The organism is Bradyrhizobium sp. SZCCHNS1050 (genome assembly GCF_032484785.1).
Taxonomy (GTDB): Bacteria; Pseudomonadota; Alphaproteobacteria; order Rhizobiales; family Xanthobacteraceae; genus Bradyrhizobium.
On the sequence record NZ_JAUETR010000001.1, the window covers coordinates 4,839,349 to 4,859,200 of the forward strand.

Sequence of the window (19,852 nt, forward strand, 5' to 3'; positions counted from 1 at the left end):
TCAGCACGCCCCCAGCACCGCGTTGAAGCGGGTCAGGAACTGCTTCTCGGCCTTGGCCGCACTCCAGGGCGTCAGATAATCCGTCACGGTGACGTCCGGCAGGCCGGGGTCGCGACCGAACAGCTTCTTCGCCTCGCTCTCCGAGAAGCCGGCCAGCCGGGTCGCCTCCAGAAAGGCGGCGCCGCGGTCGGCCGCCTTGATCTGGCGCTCGATCTCCGGAGCAATCTCCGCCGGCAGCCCGAAGCGGATGTGGATCGCCCCGAGCAGCCGCTTCTCGACTGATTTGTAGCCGTCGCCGAGCACCGCCTTGAATGGCGAGATCATGTCGCCGATGACGTATTCCGGTGCATCGTGCAGCAGCGCGGCGAGCCGCAGCTTCGCATCGATGTTCGGTTTGCGCGCGCGCATCACCGTCTCGACCAGCAGCGTGTGCTGCGCGACCGAGAAGATGTGCGCGCCGGTGGTCTGGCCATTCCAGCGCGCGACACGCGCGAGCCCATGGGCGATGTCGGCGATCTCGACATCGAGCGGCGAGGGATCGATGAGGTTGAGCCGCCGGCCGGACAGCATGCGCTGCCAGACGCGGTCGTGCCCGCTCGGGGCCTTGTCAGTCGTCATTTGGGAGGCTTGAGGCGCGGGGCGCGGCGCTTGCCGCTGCAGGTCTCGTGGCAGAAGCAGGTGACGAGATGGTCGTTGACCATGCCGGTCGCCTGCATGAAGGCGTAGACGATCGTGGGACCGACGAACTTGAAGCCGCGGGAGGCCAGCTCTTTCGAGATCTTGATCGACAGCGGCGTCGAGGCCGGCACGCTCGCGGTGGTCTTGAACTGATTGACCTTGGGCGCGCCGTCCATGAAGTCCCACAGCAGCTTGGAGAAGCCGGGACCCTTGTCCTGGATGTCGAGCCAGGATTTCGCGCTGAGAATAGTCCCTTCGATCTTGGCGCGGTTGCGCACGATGCCGGCATCGTTCATCAGCGTGTGGATCTTCTTGTCGCCGTAGCGCGCGATCTTCTCCGGCTGGAAATCATCGAAGGCGCGGCGGAAATTGTCACGCTTGCGCAGGATCGTGATCCACGACAGCCCGGCCTGGAAGCCGTCGAGGATCAGCTTCTCGAACAGCGCGCGGTCGTCATATTCCGGCACGCCCCACTCGGTGTCGTGATAGGCGACATAGAGCGGATCGCTGCCCGGCCAGGGGCAGCGCGTCAGGCCATCGGGATGGACGACAGCAGCGCGACCCATGAGACCGGCTCAGGCGACCGTCTGTTTCGGCGCGCCCTGCAGCGCGTCGGGATCAGCGATGCGCAGAACGAGGCCGCCGGCGGTGAGCGGCGTTCCCGCCTCCAACGCCTCGGCGGCGCGGTCGATGCGCAGCAGCGCCATGCCCTTCTGCGCGGCGGCCGAGCCCATGGTGCCCACGGTCTTGTCGCCGGCCAGAATCGGCGTGCCCGGCTCGGGACTCGGCCCGTCGAGCAGCACCTTCGCCGCGCGCGTGCGCGTGGTGCCGCGATGATGCATGCGGCTCACGACCTCCTGGCCGACATAGCAGCCCTTGCCGACGTCGACGCCGTGCAGCCGGTCCATGTTGGTCTCGTGCGGGAAGGCGTCGCCGTACATGAAGTCGAGCCCGCCGCGCGGCACGCTGCAGTCGATACGATGCGCCTCATAGGCGTCGGAATCGACGATCTCGGCGCCGAGCCGTGCGGCGATCTCCGCGAGCGCCTCCTGCGGCGCAATGACGCGCGCGCCGAGGCGCTCATGACGCGGATCGACGAAGCTCGGCTCCGGCGTGGCGCCGATGGCACCATCCCAGACCGCGATCACGCCGAGCTCTCCGGAGCGATTGCTGACCGCGACCTTGGCCCTGAGCTTGTAGAGGTTGAGCTTGTCGGTGAGCGCCTGCGCCAGCGCGCGCGGACAGTCGAGCAGGAAGCGCTCGCCGGCGTCGGTCGCCGGCACCTGCGCCACCAGGAAATCAACGATGATCTTGCCTTGCGGCGTCAGCAGCGCACCGAACCGGGCCTCGCCAGGCGTGAGCTTGGTGACGTCGGTGGTGAAGAGACCGTTGAGGAACTTGCGTGCATCGTCGCCGCTGACCTGGACCACGCCCCGGTCGTCGAGAAACGTCGCCTTCATCCGAAAAACCTCTTGCGACAGGCCGCACTGAAACGTAAGCCGCCCTGGCATAAACCACAAGGCTGAAACGCCGCCGCGCGGTGGCTTCATTCTAAAGATCGAGACTCGCGTGCCACCGGAGGCCAGCAAATGGGCAGGCGCGCAGCATGATCGATCTGTCTTGGGGCGGTCAGGAGAATGAAATCCTATGAGGGCTTCATGAGCGCGCGCTTCGACGTCATTCTGAAATCCGGCACCGTGGTCAATCAGGACGGCGAGGGCGTCCGCGACATCGGCATGTCAGGCGGACGCATTGTCGAGATCGGCGATCTCGGCACAGCCTCGGCCGCCGAGATCATCGACTGCAAGGGACTGCACGTGCTGCCCGGCGTGATCGACACCCAGGTGCATTTCCGCGAGCCTGGTCTCACTCACAAGGAGGACCTTGAAACCGGCTCGCGCAGCGCCGTGATGGGCGGCGTCACCGCCGTGTTCGAGATGCCCAACACCAATCCGCTGACGGTGACCGAGGAGGCGTTCACCGCCAAGGTCGCTGCCGGCCGCCATCGCATGCATTGCGACTTCGCCTTCTTCATCGGCGGCACCCGCGAGAACGTCGAGCAGCTCCCGGTGCTGGAGCGCGCCGAGGGCTGCGCCGGCGTCAAGGTGTTCGTCGGCTCCTCCACCGGCTCGCTGCTGGTCGAGGACGACGACAGCCTGCGCCGCATCTTCCAGGTGATCCGCCGCCGTGCCGCGTTCCACGCCGAGGACGAGTACCGCCTCAACGAGCGCAAGGACCTGCGCGTCGAGAACGATCCGCGCTCACACCCGGTGTGGCGCGACGAGGAGGCGGCGTTGCGCGCCACGCAACGTCTCGTCACCCTCGCGCACGAGACCGGCAAGCGCATCCACGTGCTGCACATCTCCACCAAGGAGGAGATCGTGTATCTGCGCGACCACAAGGACGTCGCCACCGTCGAGGCGACGCCGCATCATCTCACCTTGGCGGCGCCGGAGTGCTACGAGCGGCTCGGCACCTACGCGCAGATGAATCCGCCGGTGCGATCAGCCGATCATCGCGACGTCATCTGGTGGGGCGTCCACCAGGGCATCGTCGACATCTTAGGCTCCGACCACGCGCCGCACACCGCGGAGGAAAAGTCCAAGACCTATCCGGCCTCGCCCTCCGGCATGACCGGCGTGCAGACGCTGGTGCCGATCATGCTCGACCACGTCAATGCCGGCCGGCTGTCGCTGCAACGTTTCGTCGACCTCACCAGCGCCGGCCCCGCCCGCATCTACAACATCGCCCGCAAGGGCCGCATCGCCGCCGGCTACGACGCCGACCTCACCATCGTGGACCTCAAGCGCAGCGAGACCATCACCAACGAATGGGTCGCCTCGAAAGCCGGCTGGACGCCCTATGATGGCCTGCGCGTCACCGGCTGGCCGGTCGGCACGTTCGTCCGCGGCCAGCGCGTGATGTGGCAGGGCGAGCTGCTGACGCCGGCGACCGGCGAGCCGGTGCGGTTCATGGAGACGCTGCGGCCGTAACGGCGCTGCGCGTTGGTTTGCTCCGTCATTGCGAGCGCAGCGACGCAATCCAGAGTCCTTAGCGCGTCCCTGGATTGCTTCGTCGCTCTGCTCCTCGCAATGACGCGGAGCGGGCATCACACCTCGCCGTCGTTCACGCGAACAGCTTGTCGATGTCGTCCTGGGAAATCGCCACGCCCGGCCGCTTCGGGCCCTCCATCAAGTCCGGGGCGCTTGGGGCAGCAAGCTCGGTGGCCAGCCGCGCCAGCTCCTCTTTTCCCCAGATGCGGACGAGCTTGTTGATGTGGTCCTCCATGAACTGCAGCGACTTGACCACGCGCGTGATCCGCTGCCCTGTGAGGTCCTGAAACGCGCACGCCTCGAACACCTTGTTTGTGCTGTCGACGATCTCGTCGCAGACCACTGCGGCAGTCGGGTCTTTGACTTTCTGCAACTTCGCGACGCTGGCGCCGATCGCCTCCATGCTTTCGAGGATCGCGTTCCCGGCCGTCTCCGTATTCTCGACGATCGCGTCGAGGGTGTCGGTCATCGTCGCGAAACTGCCCTTGCCGTCGCCTTGAAGAGCGGCGAGTTCGCGCCGCATGCTGCTGATCTGGCCGAACATCTCGACCAGGTACGTCTTCAGCAATCTCTCTTCTTCCGGCGCAATCATCAGAAATCCCCGAATTTTCCCTAACGTTTCCTTACCAATTCTTCACGCGGCAGTTGCAAACCCCGGCCTGCTCTTCTGTGAAGGCATTTCGGATTTCGCTTCGGCGGTGACCGGCTCGCGACGCGGCTATCGAGATTTCACGTCAGCTCGAAACGGTACTGTGGTCAGGTAGGTGAAGATCAGCGACCTATTTTTGCCCGTTTTCGTTAAGGGCGCATGTTCATTCACGTCAAAGCCTTCAAATTGCTTCGTGAAGAGTTTCCGAGCCGACGTGGCTGCCGGGGGAGGCCATTGGGCAGTGCTCGGTCTGCTGTCGGTTTCCGCGACGCGCGGACAGCGCTTGGAGCCTGGATGAGCGCGCGGGCGTCACGACAGGAGGCAGGCGGCGCGCGGCCGGCCAAAATGAATGCGAATGTCCGCTGCCAGGGACGACGCGGACGTGGGGGAGAAATTCCGGTACGCCGCCTCTTGACCCAGAGCTCTCTACCTGACCGCAATCGTCGATCGACTTGCGTTTTGCCGAGCAACATTCTTGCCGGCACCCGATGGTTCCGCTCTCGGGGACGACCTGACCTCTGCAATCCCGGGAATCGATAGGCCCGCCTGTGACCCCGATCATCGTTCGGTTCACGGCCAGGCGCGCGGCATCGGCGCGGCGCTGACGAAGCCGGATATTTCGACTATCCTGCCATGTGGACCATCAAGGCGGGGCAGGATGGGTCCAGGAGGGGACATCGATGAGCACAGTAAGAAGCGCGCTGGCGCAGAAGAGTGGCGCCGTGATCCATGTTCGTTCCGACGACATGGTCGTCGAAGCCTTGCGCCAGATGCGCGACAACCGGGTCCGGTCGGTGCTCGTCATCGACGACGGCGCGCTGGTCGGCATCGTGACGCAGGGGGACTGCGCCATCAAAGTGTTGCTGCCCGGGCTCGACGCCAAGCAGACGCCGGTGGGCCAGGTGATGACGGGCAACCCGGTGACGGTCAAGCCGGACCACCGGCTGGACAGTTGCATGGCCATGATGTCTCAGCGTGGTTTTCGCCATCTGCCGGTGCTGGACGCGGGCAAGGTCGTGGGCGTGATCTCGATCGGAGACGTCGTCAAGAACATCATCCGGGATCTGGAGCACAACGTCGACGACCTGATGGGCTACATCATGAAGGACGGCCCCGGGGGCTGACGGACGAACGTGGTGCCGTCGCCCTCCGCCTATGTCTGCTTTTGTGAAGGGTTTCGGATGCCGGCCGCATGATTGATGGCGCGGCATATTCGGGCGGCCGGCGTCCGAAAGCCTCCAAGGGAGGAAACCGCGCTTGGTGGGCAGGACTGGTGCGGCAGGCTCTATGGGGATTTGATGGACGGCAGGTGTGGCAGCACGTCTGCGAGGCTACCGCTACGCAGTACCAGAGCGGCATCGACTTCCATTTCGACTGGGGCGTATCGCAATTCTTGTCGAAGCAGGTCTTTGTCGGCTTCGTCGGCTACGCCTACCAGCAGACTACCGATGATTTCAGTCAGCCCGCCGTGCTCGGCGGTTTCCGTTCGCGCGTGCTCGGCTAAACAAAAGCGGCCCACTCCGGTTGGAAGTGGGCCTTTGTCTATCGGCGAAAAAGGAAGTCCTATTGAACCGTCGCGTTCATGGTGATCACCGACGTTCCGGAGGCAGTCGGTCCCTTGCCAGCTGCCGTCACGGCGAAGCTGTCGGGGCCCTTGTAGCCTGCTTTCGCCGTGTACTGGAATGTCGAAATATTTAGCTTCTTCAGGGTGCCGTGAGCCGGCTTCTGTGAAATGCTCGAGCTTTTCATCACGCCCGCTATCCGAATTGGAAACAGGCAGCTTCCACCAGAAGCGACGTTGAAGTAGCCGGTCGAATTGATACCCCAGTCCGATAAGCTTCCGGAAGCTGGACACTCCGAAGCTGCGCGTGCTGGCGAGAGTGACGCCGAGATGGGCGCGGCGGCAACGAGGGCTAAAAGAACTGCTGTCGAACATCGCATGAAAGCCTCCCTTGTTTTTGAGTAACAATAGGATCGCGCTCCCAGCGTTTCCAATATTGACCAGGATCAACATACACCGCCCACTTGGCTGAAATGCGTGCCAAGGTGTGACCCTTGGCGAAAATTCGCAACTCCTGTGGCACCCAAGACTGCTCAGACAGCTAGATGTCTGCTCCAAAGCGGTCATTAGACCGAGACTTGATTCCTCGTCGGAGCCGTCGGTGTATTTGAGCTACGCAGAGTCTCACAAGTATGCGAGGTACGAACTTATCCAGACGAGAATCGACGTGATCATTCCGATTGGGCCGGCGTTTGCGGCGATGGCCCATGCGCTGCCGGGCATCCCGAGGCGCAGCCGCGTCTTGTCAAAATTATCCGGCAACGAGATCGTCGCCGGGTAGCCCTGAGCGCCACCGATCGAACCGACGCGTGCTAATTGGCCGGAAACGGCGATCTGGCCCTGACCGATGCCGCGAGGGATTTCGAGTATTCGCGCCCCGAATATCTCGCCGGGATTATCGTCGAAGACCAGCTTTACGGTTGCTCCGGGCTTCACTGTTTGGAAGGCGTTCGGCTTGAACGTCGCGAGAATGGTGATGTCGTTGGTGAGGATGAATGACATCTCGGAACGCGTCTGCAATGCCCGAGCGCCAACCGCCAGTGCCAGGCTGCTGACGTAGCCGTCGCCCGTTGCCCGAATGGTGGTCTGATCCAGCTCCCACCGGGCGTTTTCGAGCTGAGCCTGGAGTTGTGCAACGTTGGTATTCTCGCCTCCGATCTCGGATTCCATTGCGAGCCGGGCGTTCTCTACTGCGGCTTCCGCTGCGAGCAATTGGTATTGCACGGTGTCGTACTGCACCTGCGTGTCCTGCAGACGAAACTCAGCCTGAGAGCCGGTTGCGACGAGCTTCCGAATGTCGGCCAACCTTTGGGTCTGGTAGACGAGCTGTTGCTTCAAGGCATCGGCGTTCGCCTTGGCTTGATCATAGCTGGCCTTGAGTTGTTTGACTTGCTGCTGCGCCTGAGCGAGCGAGGCCTCCAATTGGCTGACCTTGTATTTGTAAGGTGCCGGATCGATCTGGAACAAGATGGCGCCGGCCTTCACCGGGGCGTTGACTTGGACGGGGATGCTTACGACCTGGCCCGAGACGTTGGGTGTGACCTCGACCACCCTAGAGATCACGACAAAGCGGCCGGCGGGCGTGAGCGAGTTGAACAGGCCAAGGAAGACCATCAAGATGAAAGCGCCGATGACAACGGTGATGGTGCCGGCCCCCCATCCCCATTTCACAAGCTTCAGCTTCGAGAACAGGAGCCAGACCATGACGATGTAGAGTACCATCACGAGGACCATGGCGCTTCGCTCCTTCGTATGCCGCGAGACAGCCGAAAATTGAGCCGGCCGCATTACGGCGGTTTGCCAAGGACGATTCGGCTTCTCGCAAACGGCATCTGCAACATTCTCATCCAAATTATTCTGAGTTGGCCTGTTGATCTGGATCAACGCGAAGATCGATTCTAATGAAACTATTCGTCTTTGGCGGAGGAGGCGAAAATGAAGCTCTCAATCGCAATAGCGACTACGCTGCTGATAACCGGGTTCGTAGCCGCGAGCACTGAGAAAGCCAGCGCTGTGGTGTACTGCACATACGTTGGCTATCCAGCCAATTGCGTCGTACGGCCGGGCGTAGTTCTGAGGCCGCGACCCGTTGCACGACAGGCGGTGGTGGGTGCTGGGACGGTAAATCGCGGTGGCCCGGTCAATCGCGCTGGCAGACGTTGATTGGTCATTCTGCGAGCTGCGAGATTTGTAGCCCTGCACGAAGTCCCGATAATCATGGGACTTACGAAGAGATGCTTTATGAATTCAACATCTGACAAGAAGGGCCGTATCATGAAATTAGCGTCATCAGTAGTTTCTGCGTTGTCTCTTGTGGCGCTCTCGGCAATTCCGCTCAACGCTCAGCAATACAAGATGCAAACGCCGATACCGCCGGGCGTTGCAATCCCGGACAAGGTGGAGACCCGCCTTGGGACGCTGAACTTCTTCGACGGTTTTCCCGACGATGCGACCGTGGAAAAGCTCTACGACAATCTGGATTTCCAACACGCCGTCCAGGCCTACATGTTGGCGCTGGCTCCAGTGAACCAGTTGGCAAATCGAAAGGGAATGGCGGAGCTGGGTCCATTCAATCTGACGGTGCCGATCTTCGAGGATAGGATGGACTCGAAGTCGCTTTTTCTCACGCCGAACAACAACACGCCGTACACTTGGTTTTGGCTCGACCTGCGTGACGGGCCTCTGGTGCTCGAAGTGCCACCCAATGTGCTCGGCCTCATCAACGACATGTGGTATAATTTTGTCACTGATGTTGGACTCGTCGGTCCGGACAAGGGTCAGGGCGGCAAGTACCTGATCTTGCCGCCCGGCTACAACGGCGAGGTGCCGACCGGCTTCTTTGTCGTGAAGCCGGCGACGTTCAGCGTCTGGGTTCCGTGGCGCTCGTTCTTGGTCAATGGCGATCCGAAGCCCGGCGTCGACGCGGTCGAAGAGCACACGAAAATCTATCACCTGAAAGATGCTGCGAATCCGCCGAAACTCAATTTCGTGCATGTTTCCGGCAAAGCATTTAGCACGCTGGCTCCGGGAGATTATCCCTTCTGGGAGTATCTGAATCAGGTTGTGCAGGAGGAGCCGACCGATACAGTCGACCCGGTCACACTCGGCCTCTACGCATCGGTCGGCATCCGCAAGGGTAAGCCCTTCGCGCCCGATACACGGATGAAAAAAATTCTGACCGAAGCCGCCCTGGTAGGCGATGCGACCGCCCGTGCGATCAATGGTCGGTTGCGGATCAAGGAAAGCTACTATTACCCCAACAGCGCGTGGCGAACGGGCTTCTTCGGCGGCTACAAGTTCGAAGAAAACGGCGCGCGTATTCTCGATGCCTACTCGGCATTCTTCTTCTACGCGACCGGCGTGACACCGGCGATGGATTCCAAGTCGGTTGGCGAGGGATCGCAATATATGGCCGCGTTCGTCGACAGCCAAAACAAGCCATTCGACGGCGGAAAGAACTACAAGCTGCACTTGCCGCCCAATATTCCAGTCAAGCAGTTCTGGTCGGTCATCCTCTACGACAATCAGACCCGCTCCATGCTGCAGACCGACCAGCGCTGGCCAGCCGCAACCAGCCAGAACCCGAAACTCATGGTCAACGCGGACGGGTCAGTGGACGTCTATTTCGGGCCCAAGGCTCCGGCTGGGAAGGAGAACAACTGGGTGCAGACCATCCCCGGCAAAGGATGGAACACGCTCCTGCGCCTCTACGGCCCGCTTCAGCCGTGGTTCGACAAAACTTGGCGTCCCGGCGAGATTGAGCCGATATAGCAAGAAGGAGGTCCGAGCTTCGACGCGCCTCTTCATTTCCGCTCCTGGCCCCATCTCGGACCTTCCGATCGGCCCTGGCCGACGTCGGCTGCTGGGGCTCAACCGGAAGTAAGCACTCGCGGGAGCGGAGGGCTGCTTTTGATCGATTCCGTTGAAAAAGTCGGCAGTAGTTTCGTCGTGAACGCCATCTGTTTCGAGGACGAATTGGCGCGTTGTGGTTCACGCGGGCGTCAGCGCGGGCATCGGGATCAGCTTGGCCATCTTACGAAGGTTCTGAGCGGCTGCAGCGAGGGTGAACTCGTCGCGTGCGCCGTTCGGCCCTCTTAGTCGCAGCCGATCTAGCTTGAGGATGCGCTTGAGATGCGCGAACAGCATCTCAATCTTCTTGCGGAGCCGGCGTGAAGTGCGGCCTTCCCATGAGCTTGCGATCTCGCGTGCCATGTCGCGAGCGCCCTCGTAGATCGAGCGCGGCACTTTTCGAGCCGGGGTGTTGGGGCAACACCTGCTTCTTAGAGAGCATGCTTGACAATCGCGCTTGCTCGCACGGTAGAGGACCGTCGTGTCGTTGTTCACCAGCGTCCCTGTAGTGGTGAGGGGGTTGCCAGCGGGGCAGCGATAGACGTCCCTGGTATGGTCGTAGGTGAAGGCCTCACGCGAGAAGGTCCCGTCGGTGCGGGCCGACTTGTCGAAGACGGTCACGTGCGGCTCGATCCCGTGCTCGTAGACCAGCCACCCGAGCATCTCAGCGGAGCCATAGGCGCTGTCGCCGAGAAGCCGGCTTGGATAAAGATCGAACCTTTCGATTGAACGCTCAATCATGCGCTTGGCGGCCAATACTTCTGCCTGGCGGATCGCCGTGGTCGCTTCGACATCGACGATGATCGCATTCTCGACGTCGACCAGATAGTTCGTCGAGTAGGCGAAGAAGGCTTGGCCGCCGTGCGCTCCCGTCCAGCGCGCCGCCGGGTCGGAGGGCGATACAAACTTGGGCGTGACCTCCGTCGCGGCACCGAACGCGGCATCATCAAGAACGGCAAGATACTCGTCGATCGCTCGACCCGCAGCCTCCGGCGGAAGCCTCTTATCGCCTTCGATTCCCTTCTGCCGATTGGCATCCGCCTTGATCAGGCTCGCGTCGACTGCGAACCCTTCGCCGCCGATCAGGCGCTCCCGGATGCAGCGGCGCAAGACGGTCTCGAACACGCGACGGAAGAGATCGCTCTCACGGAAGCGGCCGTGCCTGTTCTTCGAGAACGTCGAGTGATCGGGGACGCCTCCATCTAGACCCAGCCGGCAAAACCAGCGGTATGCCAGATTGAGATGGACTTCATCGCAGAGGCGCCGTTCCGATCGGATGCCGAAGCAATAGCCGATCAAGAGCATCCTGATCATCAGCTCCGGATCGATCGAGGGCCGCCCGATGTTGCTGTAGAACGGCGCCAGCTCCCGCCGTAAGTCCTCAAGGTCGACGAACCTATCGATCGACCGCACGAGGTGGTCGGCTGGGATGTGCCTTTCCAGCGAGAACTCATAGAACAACGCAGCCTGTTCGACTTGCCGATGCCCCATCATGACCTTCAGTCCTGCCCACTAGACAGACTGAATCACCGATATCTCTGCGTCGCAACTGCTGACTTTTTCAACGAAATCGATCCCTAGCGGAAGTCAGCCTCATGTTGAGCCATTTCCTGCAGTCGTCGCCAGCCGGCTTCAGGTCGCGCAACAGCGCGGCAAATCCTGCAAAAATTGCAACCTTGTGACTCGCTGCTCGCCCGCCTCAGATGGGTCCAAGACGTCCACGATCAGAACCGAATCTCCATCTGGCTCGACGAAAACCTCGAAGCGGTTGAACTCGAAGCGCAATTGAGATGCCGAGGGTTCGGCCATTGCGCTCGTCAAAAGCGCCTTCACGCTAGGCGTGCATTCATAGGCCAGAAACTGTTCAAGGAGACTAGGCCACGTTTCATCGTGCATAGCGCGGTCCATCAGTTAAGACCCGTTCACATAACACTCCGCACTTTCGATGTCTCCTGCTGGGCCCATAACGGATCTGGTCGCCGGCTCGCGTGAGGGTCTGCTTCTGATGCTCAACCGGAAGCAGGGGCCCGGGAACAGCGCTCCGACTCGGCTGTATTTTGCTGTCTTCTTAGGGTTGAGGAAACCGGTTCGCGCTATTCGCCTGTGACCTTCAAGACGGTAAGGTTGGCCCCAAGGATAATGTCCGGTGTACTTCATCGCGTTTATGATCGTGGTCGTCTTGACTGCCGTGGTGTCGCTTCGCCGATCCATGACTCTATCACGGAACGCTCGGGGGGCTGGCCCGGCCCAGCGGCTGGCAGCGCGGCGGCGGGCGCTTTGGCCTGTATTCTGCGCGGCAATTTTTGAGCTTGGGTTGATTGGACTCAGTCATGTTCAAGACAACCAGGAACTTGGTCCCTCCGCGACGATCCATCTCATGGCGCTTCCGGCCGCTTTTATCGGCGGCTGGTTTCTTGGCGTCATTGGCGGAATGGATTGGGACTGAAGCGCCGCAAGAAATGCAAAGCAAAAAGCCCGTCGGGCGAATCAGTCGCGCGATCTTGTCTGCAACGCCGTCGTTCTGGCTCGCCGCAACTACACGAAACGCCTGTGCCGAAACGGCAATTTTGCGTATTGTCTCAACGTGATCGCGCCCGCAGCCTCTTCCGGGCGAAAGATTTCACTTTCGTTTTTCCAGAATACGTGTCTATCCTCCACCCATCCCGCCTCAACGAGAGGGGCGTACGCGCGGTCGTCACGAGACGCGAGGCGGGCAGGCGGTGGACGCGTCGGGTTGCAGCGTGGCTTTGGCTGCGCGGACGAACAATCCCGATGCGGACGTGAAGTCGCGTGGTCCTGGCCTCCCGATGCCGAGGTCAAGCCTGAGCGTGATGCGAGAGCATCGGCGCAGGCGATGGGGGCAATCAAGCCGGTCCCCAGGGAGAGCGCGAAAGAAGCGTTAAAACCATCGCGCAGGGAAGGCTGGGCTCATCCGGCTGCACCTGTGGTTCCTGCCCCGTGCACTTTTGTTCGCACGGGGGCCATGGGCGTCAGCCGACGCCCAGCCTTCCCTGCGCCCTCGATTGAATGAGGGCCGAACGTTGGTCATCGCTCGGACGCATCGCGCCGCGAGGACGATGAGGCGTGTCTCGATGCTGTTTGAGATGTGGAGACGGATCTCGGCCCGATGGGCGCTCTCCGTTTTGGCTCCGTCATTGCGCTCGCAATGACGCGGAGTTTGTCGACGTAGTTGTCGTAGCCTGGACGAGCGCAGCGATATCCGGGTTCAACGAGGCTGCGGATGAGACCCCGGATGTCGCTGCGCGCATCCGGGCTACGCGCGAGGAGCGGGAGACCCTACTGCGTCGCGCGCGACAGCGAGAACTCGCCGTTGCGGACGCGCTCCGGCAGGCCTTCGACGAAGGTCGCCACCGCGTCCTCGCCATAGGTGGTGACGAGTTCGGCCAGCGCCGCGAACAGGCTGGCCTGCGCCAGGCAGTCGCCGTCGACGCCGTCATGGCGCGCTTCCGCCCAGGCTTCGTTGAGGTAGCTGAGCGCGGCCTGCTTCTGCTCGTGGTCGGGCAGGACGGCGGGGAGGGCGCTGAAAGTGACGGGAAAGCTCATTGAATTCAGTCTGGCGAGGCCGCGAGGCGCGTTGAATTCCGAACGCGGACGCGCCGGACCAGTGAGGTTTACCACGCAGGCGGCAGACGCCTAGGCCAGTTCTTTAGGAAAGGTTAACAAGGTTAACGCAAACGTGGATAACGCCCGCGCGCCGTCAACCATGGGCCATCAGTTGGCGTAGCGCGCCGTGAGGTCGCGCGAGATCTTCGAGCCCTCGTCGATGTAGCGGCGGATCGCCACCATCGCCGCCGGCGTGCAGGTCCGATAGGTCTGCTGAAAGCCGTTATAGCCGCGGTTGAAGCCGGCGATCATCCGGGCGCGGCGTTCGCCCGACGGCGTCTCGGCATCGATCAGAGCCTGCATCTGGTTGCGCCATTTGGCGCCTTCATTGCTGCCGCAGATGCCGCGGAGGTAATGCAGGGTTCCGAGGATCTCGGCCAGCCGCTGCAGATCGCCATCGAACGGCGCGGCCGCATCCTGCGCGCGCGCGGGCACAATGGCGCAGGCGGCAACGAGCATGAGGACGGCCAGGAGGCGCTTGGGGATCATGGGGAACACCGACGTCATATGCCTTTGCCGGACGGCGGACGCAAGGCGCCTACACCAGGGTCCGTGCGGCGGCGATGATCTCCGGCAGTCCGTCAGTCAGCGTGAGGCTCTCGAGCGCATCGGGGAGGCGCCACTGAAAGTCGTCCAGTTCCGGGTTGAGCCGGGGCTCTCCGGCCTGCCAGCGGGCCGCAAAGGGAAGGATCACATAGTGGCCGCCGCCGCCCTGGGCCGGCAGGACCTCGCGCCAGCCGGCCAGCCCGACAATTGCGATCGAGAGTGCGGTTTCCTCCATGACCTCGCGCGCGACGGCCTCGTGCAGGGTCTCGCCGAGCTCCACCCGGCCGCCGGGCAGCGTGTAGACGCCTTTGGCGGGGGAACGCGCCCGGCGTACCAGCAGGAGCTTGCCGTCGCGGAAGATGGCGGCGCTGACGGCGAGCTGGGGGTGGCGGGGCGGCGTCGGGGCGGTCATGCCAATGGCTCCAGGCGTGGTCTGCACCGTAGCGTGAAGACGACCGGGCCGGCAGCCCGTGCCGCTCAGAAGCTTGCCATGATGGCATCGACGGCGTCGACCTCGTCGACCGGGTCAGGGTCGACCTCGATGTCGCCATTGATGATGCCGCCGGCCTGCGTCACCAGCGGCTTGACCCACGCCGCGGCCTGCTCGGCGAGCTTGGCCTTGGTGGCGTCCTGCTTGGCTGCGCGCATCGCGCTGCCGACCGCGAGCAGGATGTCGGTCATGGTCTTCGTGAGATGATCGAACTTGTCGCGAATCGCGGGGTCGGCCTGCTCATAGGCCTCGATGACGAGATCGCGGGCCTTGAAATTGGTGTGCGTGAAATGTTCTGGATAGGTCAGCGGCGACCACGCCAGAAAATCCTCGGCGCATTCCGGAATATCGGGAATCATTTCGAGCAGCATCACGGCTTCGTTGAAATGATTCAGATAGTCGGTGGCGAGCCCGGTGCGCGGATTGATGTTGGCGGCGCGCAGCATCGCGGCCCGCGCCGGGTCAATGGCGCTGCCCGCCGGTCGTTGGGTCGTGCGATCGGTAGGCACGGAATGGGTCGCCGCTGCGGTCATCCGCTGCAGTGTTGGCAACCCAAGTTAAAAGGTGCTGAACACACGACGATTTGAGTGAGATTATGTGTGGACGCTTCGTGATCACTTCACCACCCGCGGCTCTCAGGCAGATTTTCGGCTACGAGGAACAGCCGAACTTTCCGCCGCGGCACAATATTGCTCCGACGCAGCCGATTCCCGTAGTTCTTCTGGATCAGGACATCAGGCATTTTCGGCTCATGCGCTGGGGATTCATTCCGGCCTGGGTCAAGGATCCCCGTAATTTCACGCTGCTGATCAATGCGCGTTCGGAGTCCGTACACGAGAAGCCGGCGTTCAAGAATGCGATCCGGCGGCGCCGCGTGCTGGTGCCCGCTGATGGATATTACGAGTGGCAGGTGATCGATGGTCGCAAGCGGCCGTTCTTCATCCACCGCAGTGACGGCGCGCCGCTCGGCTTCGCGGCCCTCGCCGAGACCTGGTGCGGGCCGAACGGCGAGGAGGTCGATACGGTGGCGATCGTCACCGCGGCTGCGAGCCCCGATCTCGCCACGCTGCATCATCGTGTTCCCGTGACGATCAGGCCGGATGATTTCGCGCTGTGGCTCGACTGCCGTTCCGATGATCCTGAGGAGGCCATGAGGCTGCTGGTCGCGCCTCGCGAGGGCGAATTCGCGTGGTACGAGGTGTCCACGCGCGTCAACGCGGTGGCCAACGACGACGAGCAGCTGCTGCTGCCGATGACCGCGGAGCTGCGCGCCGCCGAGGACGCGCAGCGCAAGCCGGCGAAGAAGGTTGCATCCCGCAAAGTTTCGCCTGCGCCTGCGGATGACGGGCAGGGGAGTTTGTTCTGAGGCGGGATATCTCGACAGAGAAGATCGTCATCCCCCGCGAAAGCGGGATCCAGTGCGCCGGGGCCTCTCGTGCCGAAACGGCTGCCGGTGGAATACTGGGTCCCCCGCCTTCGCGGAGGACGACAAAGGAGCAAGACCCGCGACCGAGCGTTGGCCGCGCTCAGCCAAAGATCCTCAGCGCGGCGTGCTGCAGCAGCATGATGGTCTTGGCGTCCTGGATGCGGCCGTCGGCGATCATCGCCAGCGCGTCGTCGATCGAGACTTCCAGCACCTCGATCTCCTCGCCCTCATGCGCGAGCCCGCCGCCGGCGCCGACGCGCATGTGAGGCTCGTACTCGGCGACGAAGAAGTGGATCTTCTCGGTGACGATGCCCGGGCTCATGAACGCCTCGAACACGAACTTGACGTCGTGCAGCCGGAACCCGGTCTCCTCCTCGGCTTCGAGCCGGATGCGCTCCTCCGGCGAGGCGTCGTCGAGCAGGCCGGCCGCCGCCTCGATCAGCAGATCGTCATGGCCGTTGACGAACGCGGGATAGCGGAACTGCTTGACCAGGATGACGCTGCGCTGGGCGAGGTTGTAGGGCAGGATCGCCGCCGCGTTGCCGCGGTCGAACACGTCGCGGCTCTGCATCTGCCACGTGCCGTCGTCGCGCCGCCACTCGAACTTCGTCGAGGTCAGCGTGCCGTAATGGTCGGAGAGCACGCGCGTCTCGTGGACGCGGATGCGGTCGGAGATGCTCATCGCTCGCCTCTATTTCATTCCGGGCGTCGGCGGGCGGCCGTCGAGCCATTTCGAGAACACGACGCTGTCCTGCACGGCATAGTCGAGCGCCTGGTAGAATTCCTGCACCTTGGTGTTGTCGCCGCGCACCATCAGCATCAGCTTGGCGATGCCGCGCGCCCGCAGCCAGTCCTCGGCGGCGGCCATGATGCCGCGGCCATGGTCGCGGCCGCGATGCTCGGGATCGACGCTGACATAGTAGACCCAGCCGCGATGGCCGTCATGGCCCACCATGACGGAGGCTGCGATGGCGCCGCCGCTGCGGCCGACCAGCACGGTGGAGCTGTCGCCGCGGCGCGCGAGCGCGATGTCGGCGGCCGGATCGTTCCAGGGCCGCGTCAGGCCGCAGCGCTGCCACAGCGAAATGATCGCGGGCACGTCGGCATCGGTGATGTCGGAAATGGCGAGAGCGGGAGCAGAATCCATGGGAGCGTCGACAGCCTAGAGCACCTTGCCGGGATTCATGATCCCGAGCGGATCGAATTGTGCCTTGATCGCGCGCATCAGCGCGATGGCGGTCGGATCCTTGACGTCAGGCAGCTCGTCGCGCTTGAGCACGCCGATGCCGTGCTCGGCCGAGATCGAGCCGCCCATGCGCAGCACGATCTCGAACACGACCGCGTTGACCTCGTGCCAGCGCGCGAGATAGTCGGCGGTGTTGGCGCCGATCGGCTGGCTGACGTTGTAGTGGATGTTGCCGTCGCCGAGATGGCCGAACGGCACCGGACGCGCGCCGGGCATCAGCTTCACCACGGCGGCATTGGCCTCGGCAATGAAGGCGGGCACCGCGGCGACCGGCACCGAGATGTCGTGCTTGATCGAGCCACCCTCCGGCTTCTGCGCCGCAGAGATGTCCTCGCGCAGCTTCCAGAACGCCATGCGCTGGGCGAGGCTGTCGGCGATCGCGGCGTCGTCGACGATGCCGTCTTCGAGGCCTTGCTCCAGAATGGTCTCGAGCGTGGCGCGGGCATCCTCGCGCGACGACGACAGTTCCATCAGCACGAACCAGGGATGGACGCCCGACAGCGGCGCGCGGTTGCCAGCGGCGTGGCGGATCGAGAAGTCGAGCGCGATCGCGGCGATCAGCTCGAAGCTCGTGAGGCTGCCGGCGGCCTCGCGTTGCGCGATCGCCAGCAGCTTGAGCGCGTCCTCCGGCGACTTGAGGCCGACGAAGGCGGTCTCGATCGCGCGTGGCTTCGGGAACAGCTTCAGGCTCGCCGCGGTGATGATGCCGAGCGTGCCCTCGGCGCCGATGAACAGATTGCGCAGATCGTAACCGGTGTTGTCCTTCTTCAGTTTCGACAGCGCATTGAGCACCCGCCCGTCGGCCAGCACCACCTCGACCCCCAACGCCATCTCACGCGCCACGCCATAGGCGAGCGCGGCGGTGCCGCCGGCGTTGGTCGAGAGATTGCCGCCGATGGTGCAACTGCCCTCGGCGCCGAGCGACAGCGGAAACAGGCGGTCGACCTCGGCAGCCTTCTGCTGCGCCACCTGCAGCACGACGCCGGCCTCGGCGATCATCGTGTTGGAGGCGGTGTCGACGTCGCGGATCTTGTCCATGCGCCTCAGCGACACCACCACCTCGCCATTGTGCGGCGTCTGGCCGCCGACGAGGCCGGTGTTGCCGCCTTGCGGCACCAGCGCGATGCGATGCTGGCTGGCAAGCTTGCAGATTGCGGCGACCTCGGCCGTCGAGCCTGGGCGCAGCACCAGCGGCGAGCGGCCGTGGAACAGGTTGCGCTCCTCGGTGACGTAAGGCGCGACGTCGGTCTCCGCGGTCAGCGCCTGGCGCTCGCCGACGATGGCAGCGAATTGCGCGATCAAATCGGGCGGCAGCGGCGGCAGGGCAGGCTGGCTGATGTTCATGCTTAGTCGCTTCCAGTGTTATCTCGGCGCGGCGGCGCGGCGCAGCCGGTCGTTGATGGCCTCGCCCAGTCCGTCGTTCGGGATCGGCATCACCGCGATGCTGCGCGCTCCCTTGGCATCGAGGCTGCGAAGATAGCCGAAAAGATGCGTCGCCGCCTCTGCCGGATCGCCAGAGGGCGACAGGTTCAGGATCGCGGCGGCCTCGTGGGCTCCGGGCAGGGTGGTGGGTCCGAAGGCGAGCAACGCCTCGCCGGGCGCGACCTCGCTGGCATCGAGGCGCACGCGGGCGCGCGGGGCATAGTGGGAGGCCAGCATGCCCGGTGCCAGAGGCTGCTCGGACGTCTCGGTCTCTGCGGCGGGCCGCGCCAGCACACGGCCGAGCACGGCCTCGATCGCCTCGCTCGGAACTCCGCCCGGGCGCAGCAGCGTCGGCGCATCGAAGCAGCCGACGATGGTCGATTCGACGCCGACCTCGACCGGCCCGCCGTCCAGGATGAGGTCGATTCGCCCGGTGAGATCGGCCGCGACATGCGCCGCCGTGGTCGGCGACACGTGGCCGGAGATGTTGGCGGAGGGCGCCACGACGGCGCCGCCGAACGCCATGAGCAGAGCTTGTGCGGTCGGATGCGCCGGCACGCGGATCGCCACCGTATCGAGGCCGGCGGTGGCGAGGTCGGCGACGGGACAGCCGTCGCTCTGCGGCACCACGAGGGTCAGCGGTCCCGGCCAGAACGCAGCGGCCAGACGCTCGGCGGTGGCATTGAAGCGGCCGATACGCTGCGCCGCTGCGATATCGGCGACATGGGCGATCAACGGATTGAAGGCGGGCCGGCCCTTGGCCTGATAGAGGCGTGCGATGGCCGCGGCATTGGCCGCATCGGCGCCGAGGCCGTAGACGGTCTCGGTCGGGAACGCGACCAGTCCGCCGCGCGCGAACGTCGCCGCGGCTTGCGCGATTCCAGCCGCGTCGGCGGGCAGGATCCTGGTCTCGATCGCTTGCATGTCTGGGGCGGGCATCGATGGTACGGGACGGCGGTGGCTTCCGCGCTCGGCTATAGCGGGCGCGGACGTCCGAATGAAGCGCGCAAATCGCCTGTCGCCTTGCGCTCGCGCCATGGCCGCCGGACAAAGCCCCACGGCCTCAAGCAGTTAACCCCTCCGCCGACGATCGACGATTTCGATGCGATTTCCTGCCTTGTGTCCTTGCGAAGACGGAAACCCGACGCTATAAGCCGGCTTCCCAAGTCGGAGCGTGGCTCAGCCCGGTAGAGCACTGCGTTCGGGACGCAGGGGTCGCAGGTTCGAATCCTGCCGCTCCGACCATTTTTTCAGGCGCCTAGCTTTTCATCTCCCGAGAAGCGCAACGAAATCACACGGCGCCACCCT

21 protein-coding genes, 1 tRNA gene and 1 pseudogene are annotated in these 19,852 nt (G+C 63.6%); 7 read left to right on the forward strand and 16 right to left on the reverse strand.

Going from position 1 to position 19,852, the window contains the following annotated elements:
* From QX094_RS21835 to QX094_RS21845, 3 genes are read right to left on the reverse strand one after another with little or no spacing between them, the layout of a single operon-like run.
* Nucleotides 1-618: an HD family hydrolase gene (locus QX094_RS21835; protein ID WP_316167493.1), complete on the reverse strand. Its 618-nt coding sequence runs from the start codon at nt 616-618 to the stop codon at nt 1-3.
* A complete protein-coding gene (locus QX094_RS21840) occupies nt 615-1,244 on the reverse strand; it encodes a DNA-3-methyladenine glycosylase I (protein WP_316188122.1) in 630 nt (209 codons plus the stop codon). Before QX094_RS21840 ends, QX094_RS21835 begins: the two co-directional genes overlap by 4 nt.
* Nucleotides 1,245-1,253: 9 nt before the next feature.
* Entirely contained in the window at nt 1,254-2,138 is an 885-nt protein-coding gene (locus QX094_RS21845) for a folate-binding protein (RefSeq protein WP_316188123.1), read from the reverse strand.
* A gap of 198 nt (nt 2,139-2,336) precedes the next feature.
* On the opposite strand from QX094_RS21845, the gene QX094_RS21850 reads away from it, so the two are divergent.
* On the forward strand, nt 2,337-3,671 hold the full coding sequence (locus QX094_RS21850; RefSeq protein ID WP_316188218.1) for a dihydroorotase: 1,335 nt from the start codon (nt 2,337-2,339) through the stop codon (nt 3,669-3,671).
* 133 nt (nt 3,672-3,804) lie between these two features.
* Here QX094_RS21850 and QX094_RS21855 read toward each other — a convergent pair whose 3' ends face one another.
* On the reverse strand, nt 3,805-4,323 hold the full coding sequence (locus QX094_RS21855; protein WP_315717215.1) for a protein phosphatase CheZ: 519 nt from the start codon (nt 4,321-4,323) through the stop codon (nt 3,805-3,807).
* Nucleotides 4,324-5,060: 737 nt separating this feature from the next.
* On the opposite strand from QX094_RS21855, the gene QX094_RS21860 reads away from it, so the two are divergent.
* Both QX094_RS21860 and QX094_RS21865 read left to right on the forward strand, forming a co-directional pair.
* On the forward strand, nt 5,061-5,504 hold the full coding sequence (locus tag QX094_RS21860; RefSeq protein ID WP_316159425.1) for a CBS domain-containing protein: 444 nt from the start codon (nt 5,061-5,063) through the stop codon (nt 5,502-5,504).
* A gap of 215 nt (nt 5,505-5,719) precedes the next feature.
* A pseudogene (locus tag QX094_RS21865) lies at nt 5,720-5,881 on the forward strand (transporter); the annotation flags it as partial.
* Nucleotides 5,882-5,943: 62 nt separating this feature from the next.
* Here the strand turns inward: QX094_RS21865 and QX094_RS21870 are convergent.
* Together QX094_RS21870 and QX094_RS21875 are read right to left on the reverse strand one after the other, a co-directional pair.
* Nucleotides 5,944-6,129, reverse strand: coding sequence for an Ig-like domain-containing protein (locus QX094_RS21870; RefSeq protein ID WP_316175991.1), 186 nt, complete (start codon nt 6,127-6,129; stop codon nt 5,944-5,946).
* A 436-nt stretch (nt 6,130-6,565) separates the two neighbouring features.
* Entirely contained in the window at nt 6,566-7,825 is a 1,260-nt protein-coding gene (locus tag QX094_RS21875; RefSeq protein WP_315754037.1) for an HlyD family secretion protein, read from the reverse strand.
* A gap of 357 nt (nt 7,826-8,182) precedes the next feature.
* Between QX094_RS21875 and QX094_RS21885 the strand changes: the two genes are divergently transcribed.
* Nucleotides 8,183-9,712 (forward strand): DUF1254 domain-containing protein, encoded by a 1,530-nt coding sequence (locus QX094_RS21885; RefSeq protein ID WP_316171377.1) that lies wholly within the window; start codon nt 8,183-8,185, stop codon nt 9,710-9,712.
* A 219-nt stretch (nt 9,713-9,931) separates the two neighbouring features.
* Here the strand turns inward: QX094_RS21885 and QX094_RS21890 are convergent, their stop codons facing one another.
* Nucleotides 9,932-11,284 (reverse strand): IS1182 family transposase, encoded by a 1,353-nt coding sequence (locus QX094_RS21890; RefSeq protein WP_316167505.1) that lies wholly within the window; start codon nt 11,282-11,284, stop codon nt 9,932-9,934.
* Nucleotides 11,285-11,422: 138 nt separating this feature from the next.
* On the reverse strand, nt 11,423-11,686 hold the full coding sequence (locus tag QX094_RS21895) for a hypothetical protein (RefSeq protein ID WP_316171378.1): 264 nt from the start codon (nt 11,684-11,686) through the stop codon (nt 11,423-11,425).
* 250 nt (nt 11,687-11,936) lie between these two features.
* Here QX094_RS21895 and QX094_RS21900 point away from each other — a divergent pair, with 250 nt between their 5' ends.
* Nucleotides 11,937-12,236: a hypothetical protein gene (locus QX094_RS21900; protein ID WP_316171380.1), complete on the forward strand. Its 300-nt coding sequence runs from the start codon at nt 11,937-11,939 to the stop codon at nt 12,234-12,236.
* An 851-nt stretch (nt 12,237-13,087) separates the two neighbouring features.
* On the opposite strand, the gene QX094_RS21905 is transcribed toward QX094_RS21900, so the two are convergent.
* The 4 genes from QX094_RS21905 to QX094_RS21920 form a co-directional block, all read right to left on the reverse strand.
* Nucleotides 13,088-13,354 carry a hypothetical protein gene (locus tag QX094_RS21905; RefSeq protein WP_315717207.1) on the reverse strand — a complete coding sequence of 89 codons (267 nt, stop codon included), beginning with the start codon at nt 13,352-13,354 and terminating at the stop codon, nt 13,088-13,090.
* A 168-nt stretch (nt 13,355-13,522) separates the two neighbouring features.
* A complete protein-coding gene (locus tag QX094_RS21910; RefSeq protein WP_315717206.1) occupies nt 13,523-13,921 on the reverse strand; it encodes a TIGR02301 family protein in 399 nt (132 codons plus the stop codon).
* A gap of 31 nt (nt 13,922-13,952) precedes the next feature.
* A complete protein-coding gene (locus QX094_RS21915; RefSeq protein WP_315717205.1) occupies nt 13,953-14,372 on the reverse strand; it encodes an NUDIX hydrolase in 420 nt (139 codons plus the stop codon).
* Between the two features lie 65 nt (nt 14,373-14,437).
* Complete coding sequence (locus tag QX094_RS21920; protein WP_315717204.1) at nt 14,438-14,959, reverse strand: hypothetical protein; 522 nt, start codon at nt 14,957-14,959, stop codon at nt 14,438-14,440.
* 86 nt (nt 14,960-15,045) lie between these two features.
* Between QX094_RS21920 and QX094_RS21925 the strand changes: the two genes are divergently transcribed.
* A complete protein-coding gene (locus QX094_RS21925) occupies nt 15,046-15,816 on the forward strand; it encodes an SOS response-associated peptidase (RefSeq protein WP_315717203.1) in 771 nt (256 codons plus the stop codon).
* A gap of 160 nt (nt 15,817-15,976) precedes the next feature.
* Here QX094_RS21925 and QX094_RS21930 read toward each other — a convergent pair whose 3' ends face one another.
* The 4 genes from QX094_RS21930 to QX094_RS21945 are packed head-to-tail and all read right to left on the reverse strand — an operon-like array spanning nt 15,977 to nt 19,483.
* Nucleotides 15,977-16,558: an NUDIX domain-containing protein gene (locus tag QX094_RS21930; protein WP_315717202.1), complete on the reverse strand. Its 582-nt coding sequence runs from the start codon at nt 16,556-16,558 to the stop codon at nt 15,977-15,979.
* Nucleotides 16,559-16,567: 9 nt separating this feature from the next.
* Nucleotides 16,568-17,023 carry a GNAT family acetyltransferase gene (locus QX094_RS21935; RefSeq protein ID WP_315717201.1) on the reverse strand — a complete coding sequence of 152 codons (456 nt, stop codon included), beginning with the start codon at nt 17,021-17,023 and terminating at the stop codon, nt 16,568-16,570.
* 15 nt (nt 17,024-17,038) lie between these two features.
* Nucleotides 17,039-18,466, reverse strand: a complete 1,428-nt coding sequence (locus tag QX094_RS21940) for an FAD-binding oxidoreductase (protein WP_315717200.1) — start codon at nt 18,464-18,466, stop codon at nt 17,039-17,041.
* 18 nt (nt 18,467-18,484) lie between these two features.
* Nucleotides 18,485-19,483: an L-threonylcarbamoyladenylate synthase gene (locus QX094_RS21945; RefSeq protein ID WP_315717199.1), complete on the reverse strand. Its 999-nt coding sequence runs from the start codon at nt 19,481-19,483 to the stop codon at nt 18,485-18,487.
* Nucleotides 19,484-19,712: 229 nt separating this feature from the next.
* Here QX094_RS21945 and QX094_RS21950 point away from each other — a divergent pair.
* A tRNA-Pro gene (locus QX094_RS21950) sits at nt 19,713-19,789 on the forward strand.
* The last annotated feature ends 63 nt before the right edge of the window (nt 19,790-19,852 follow it).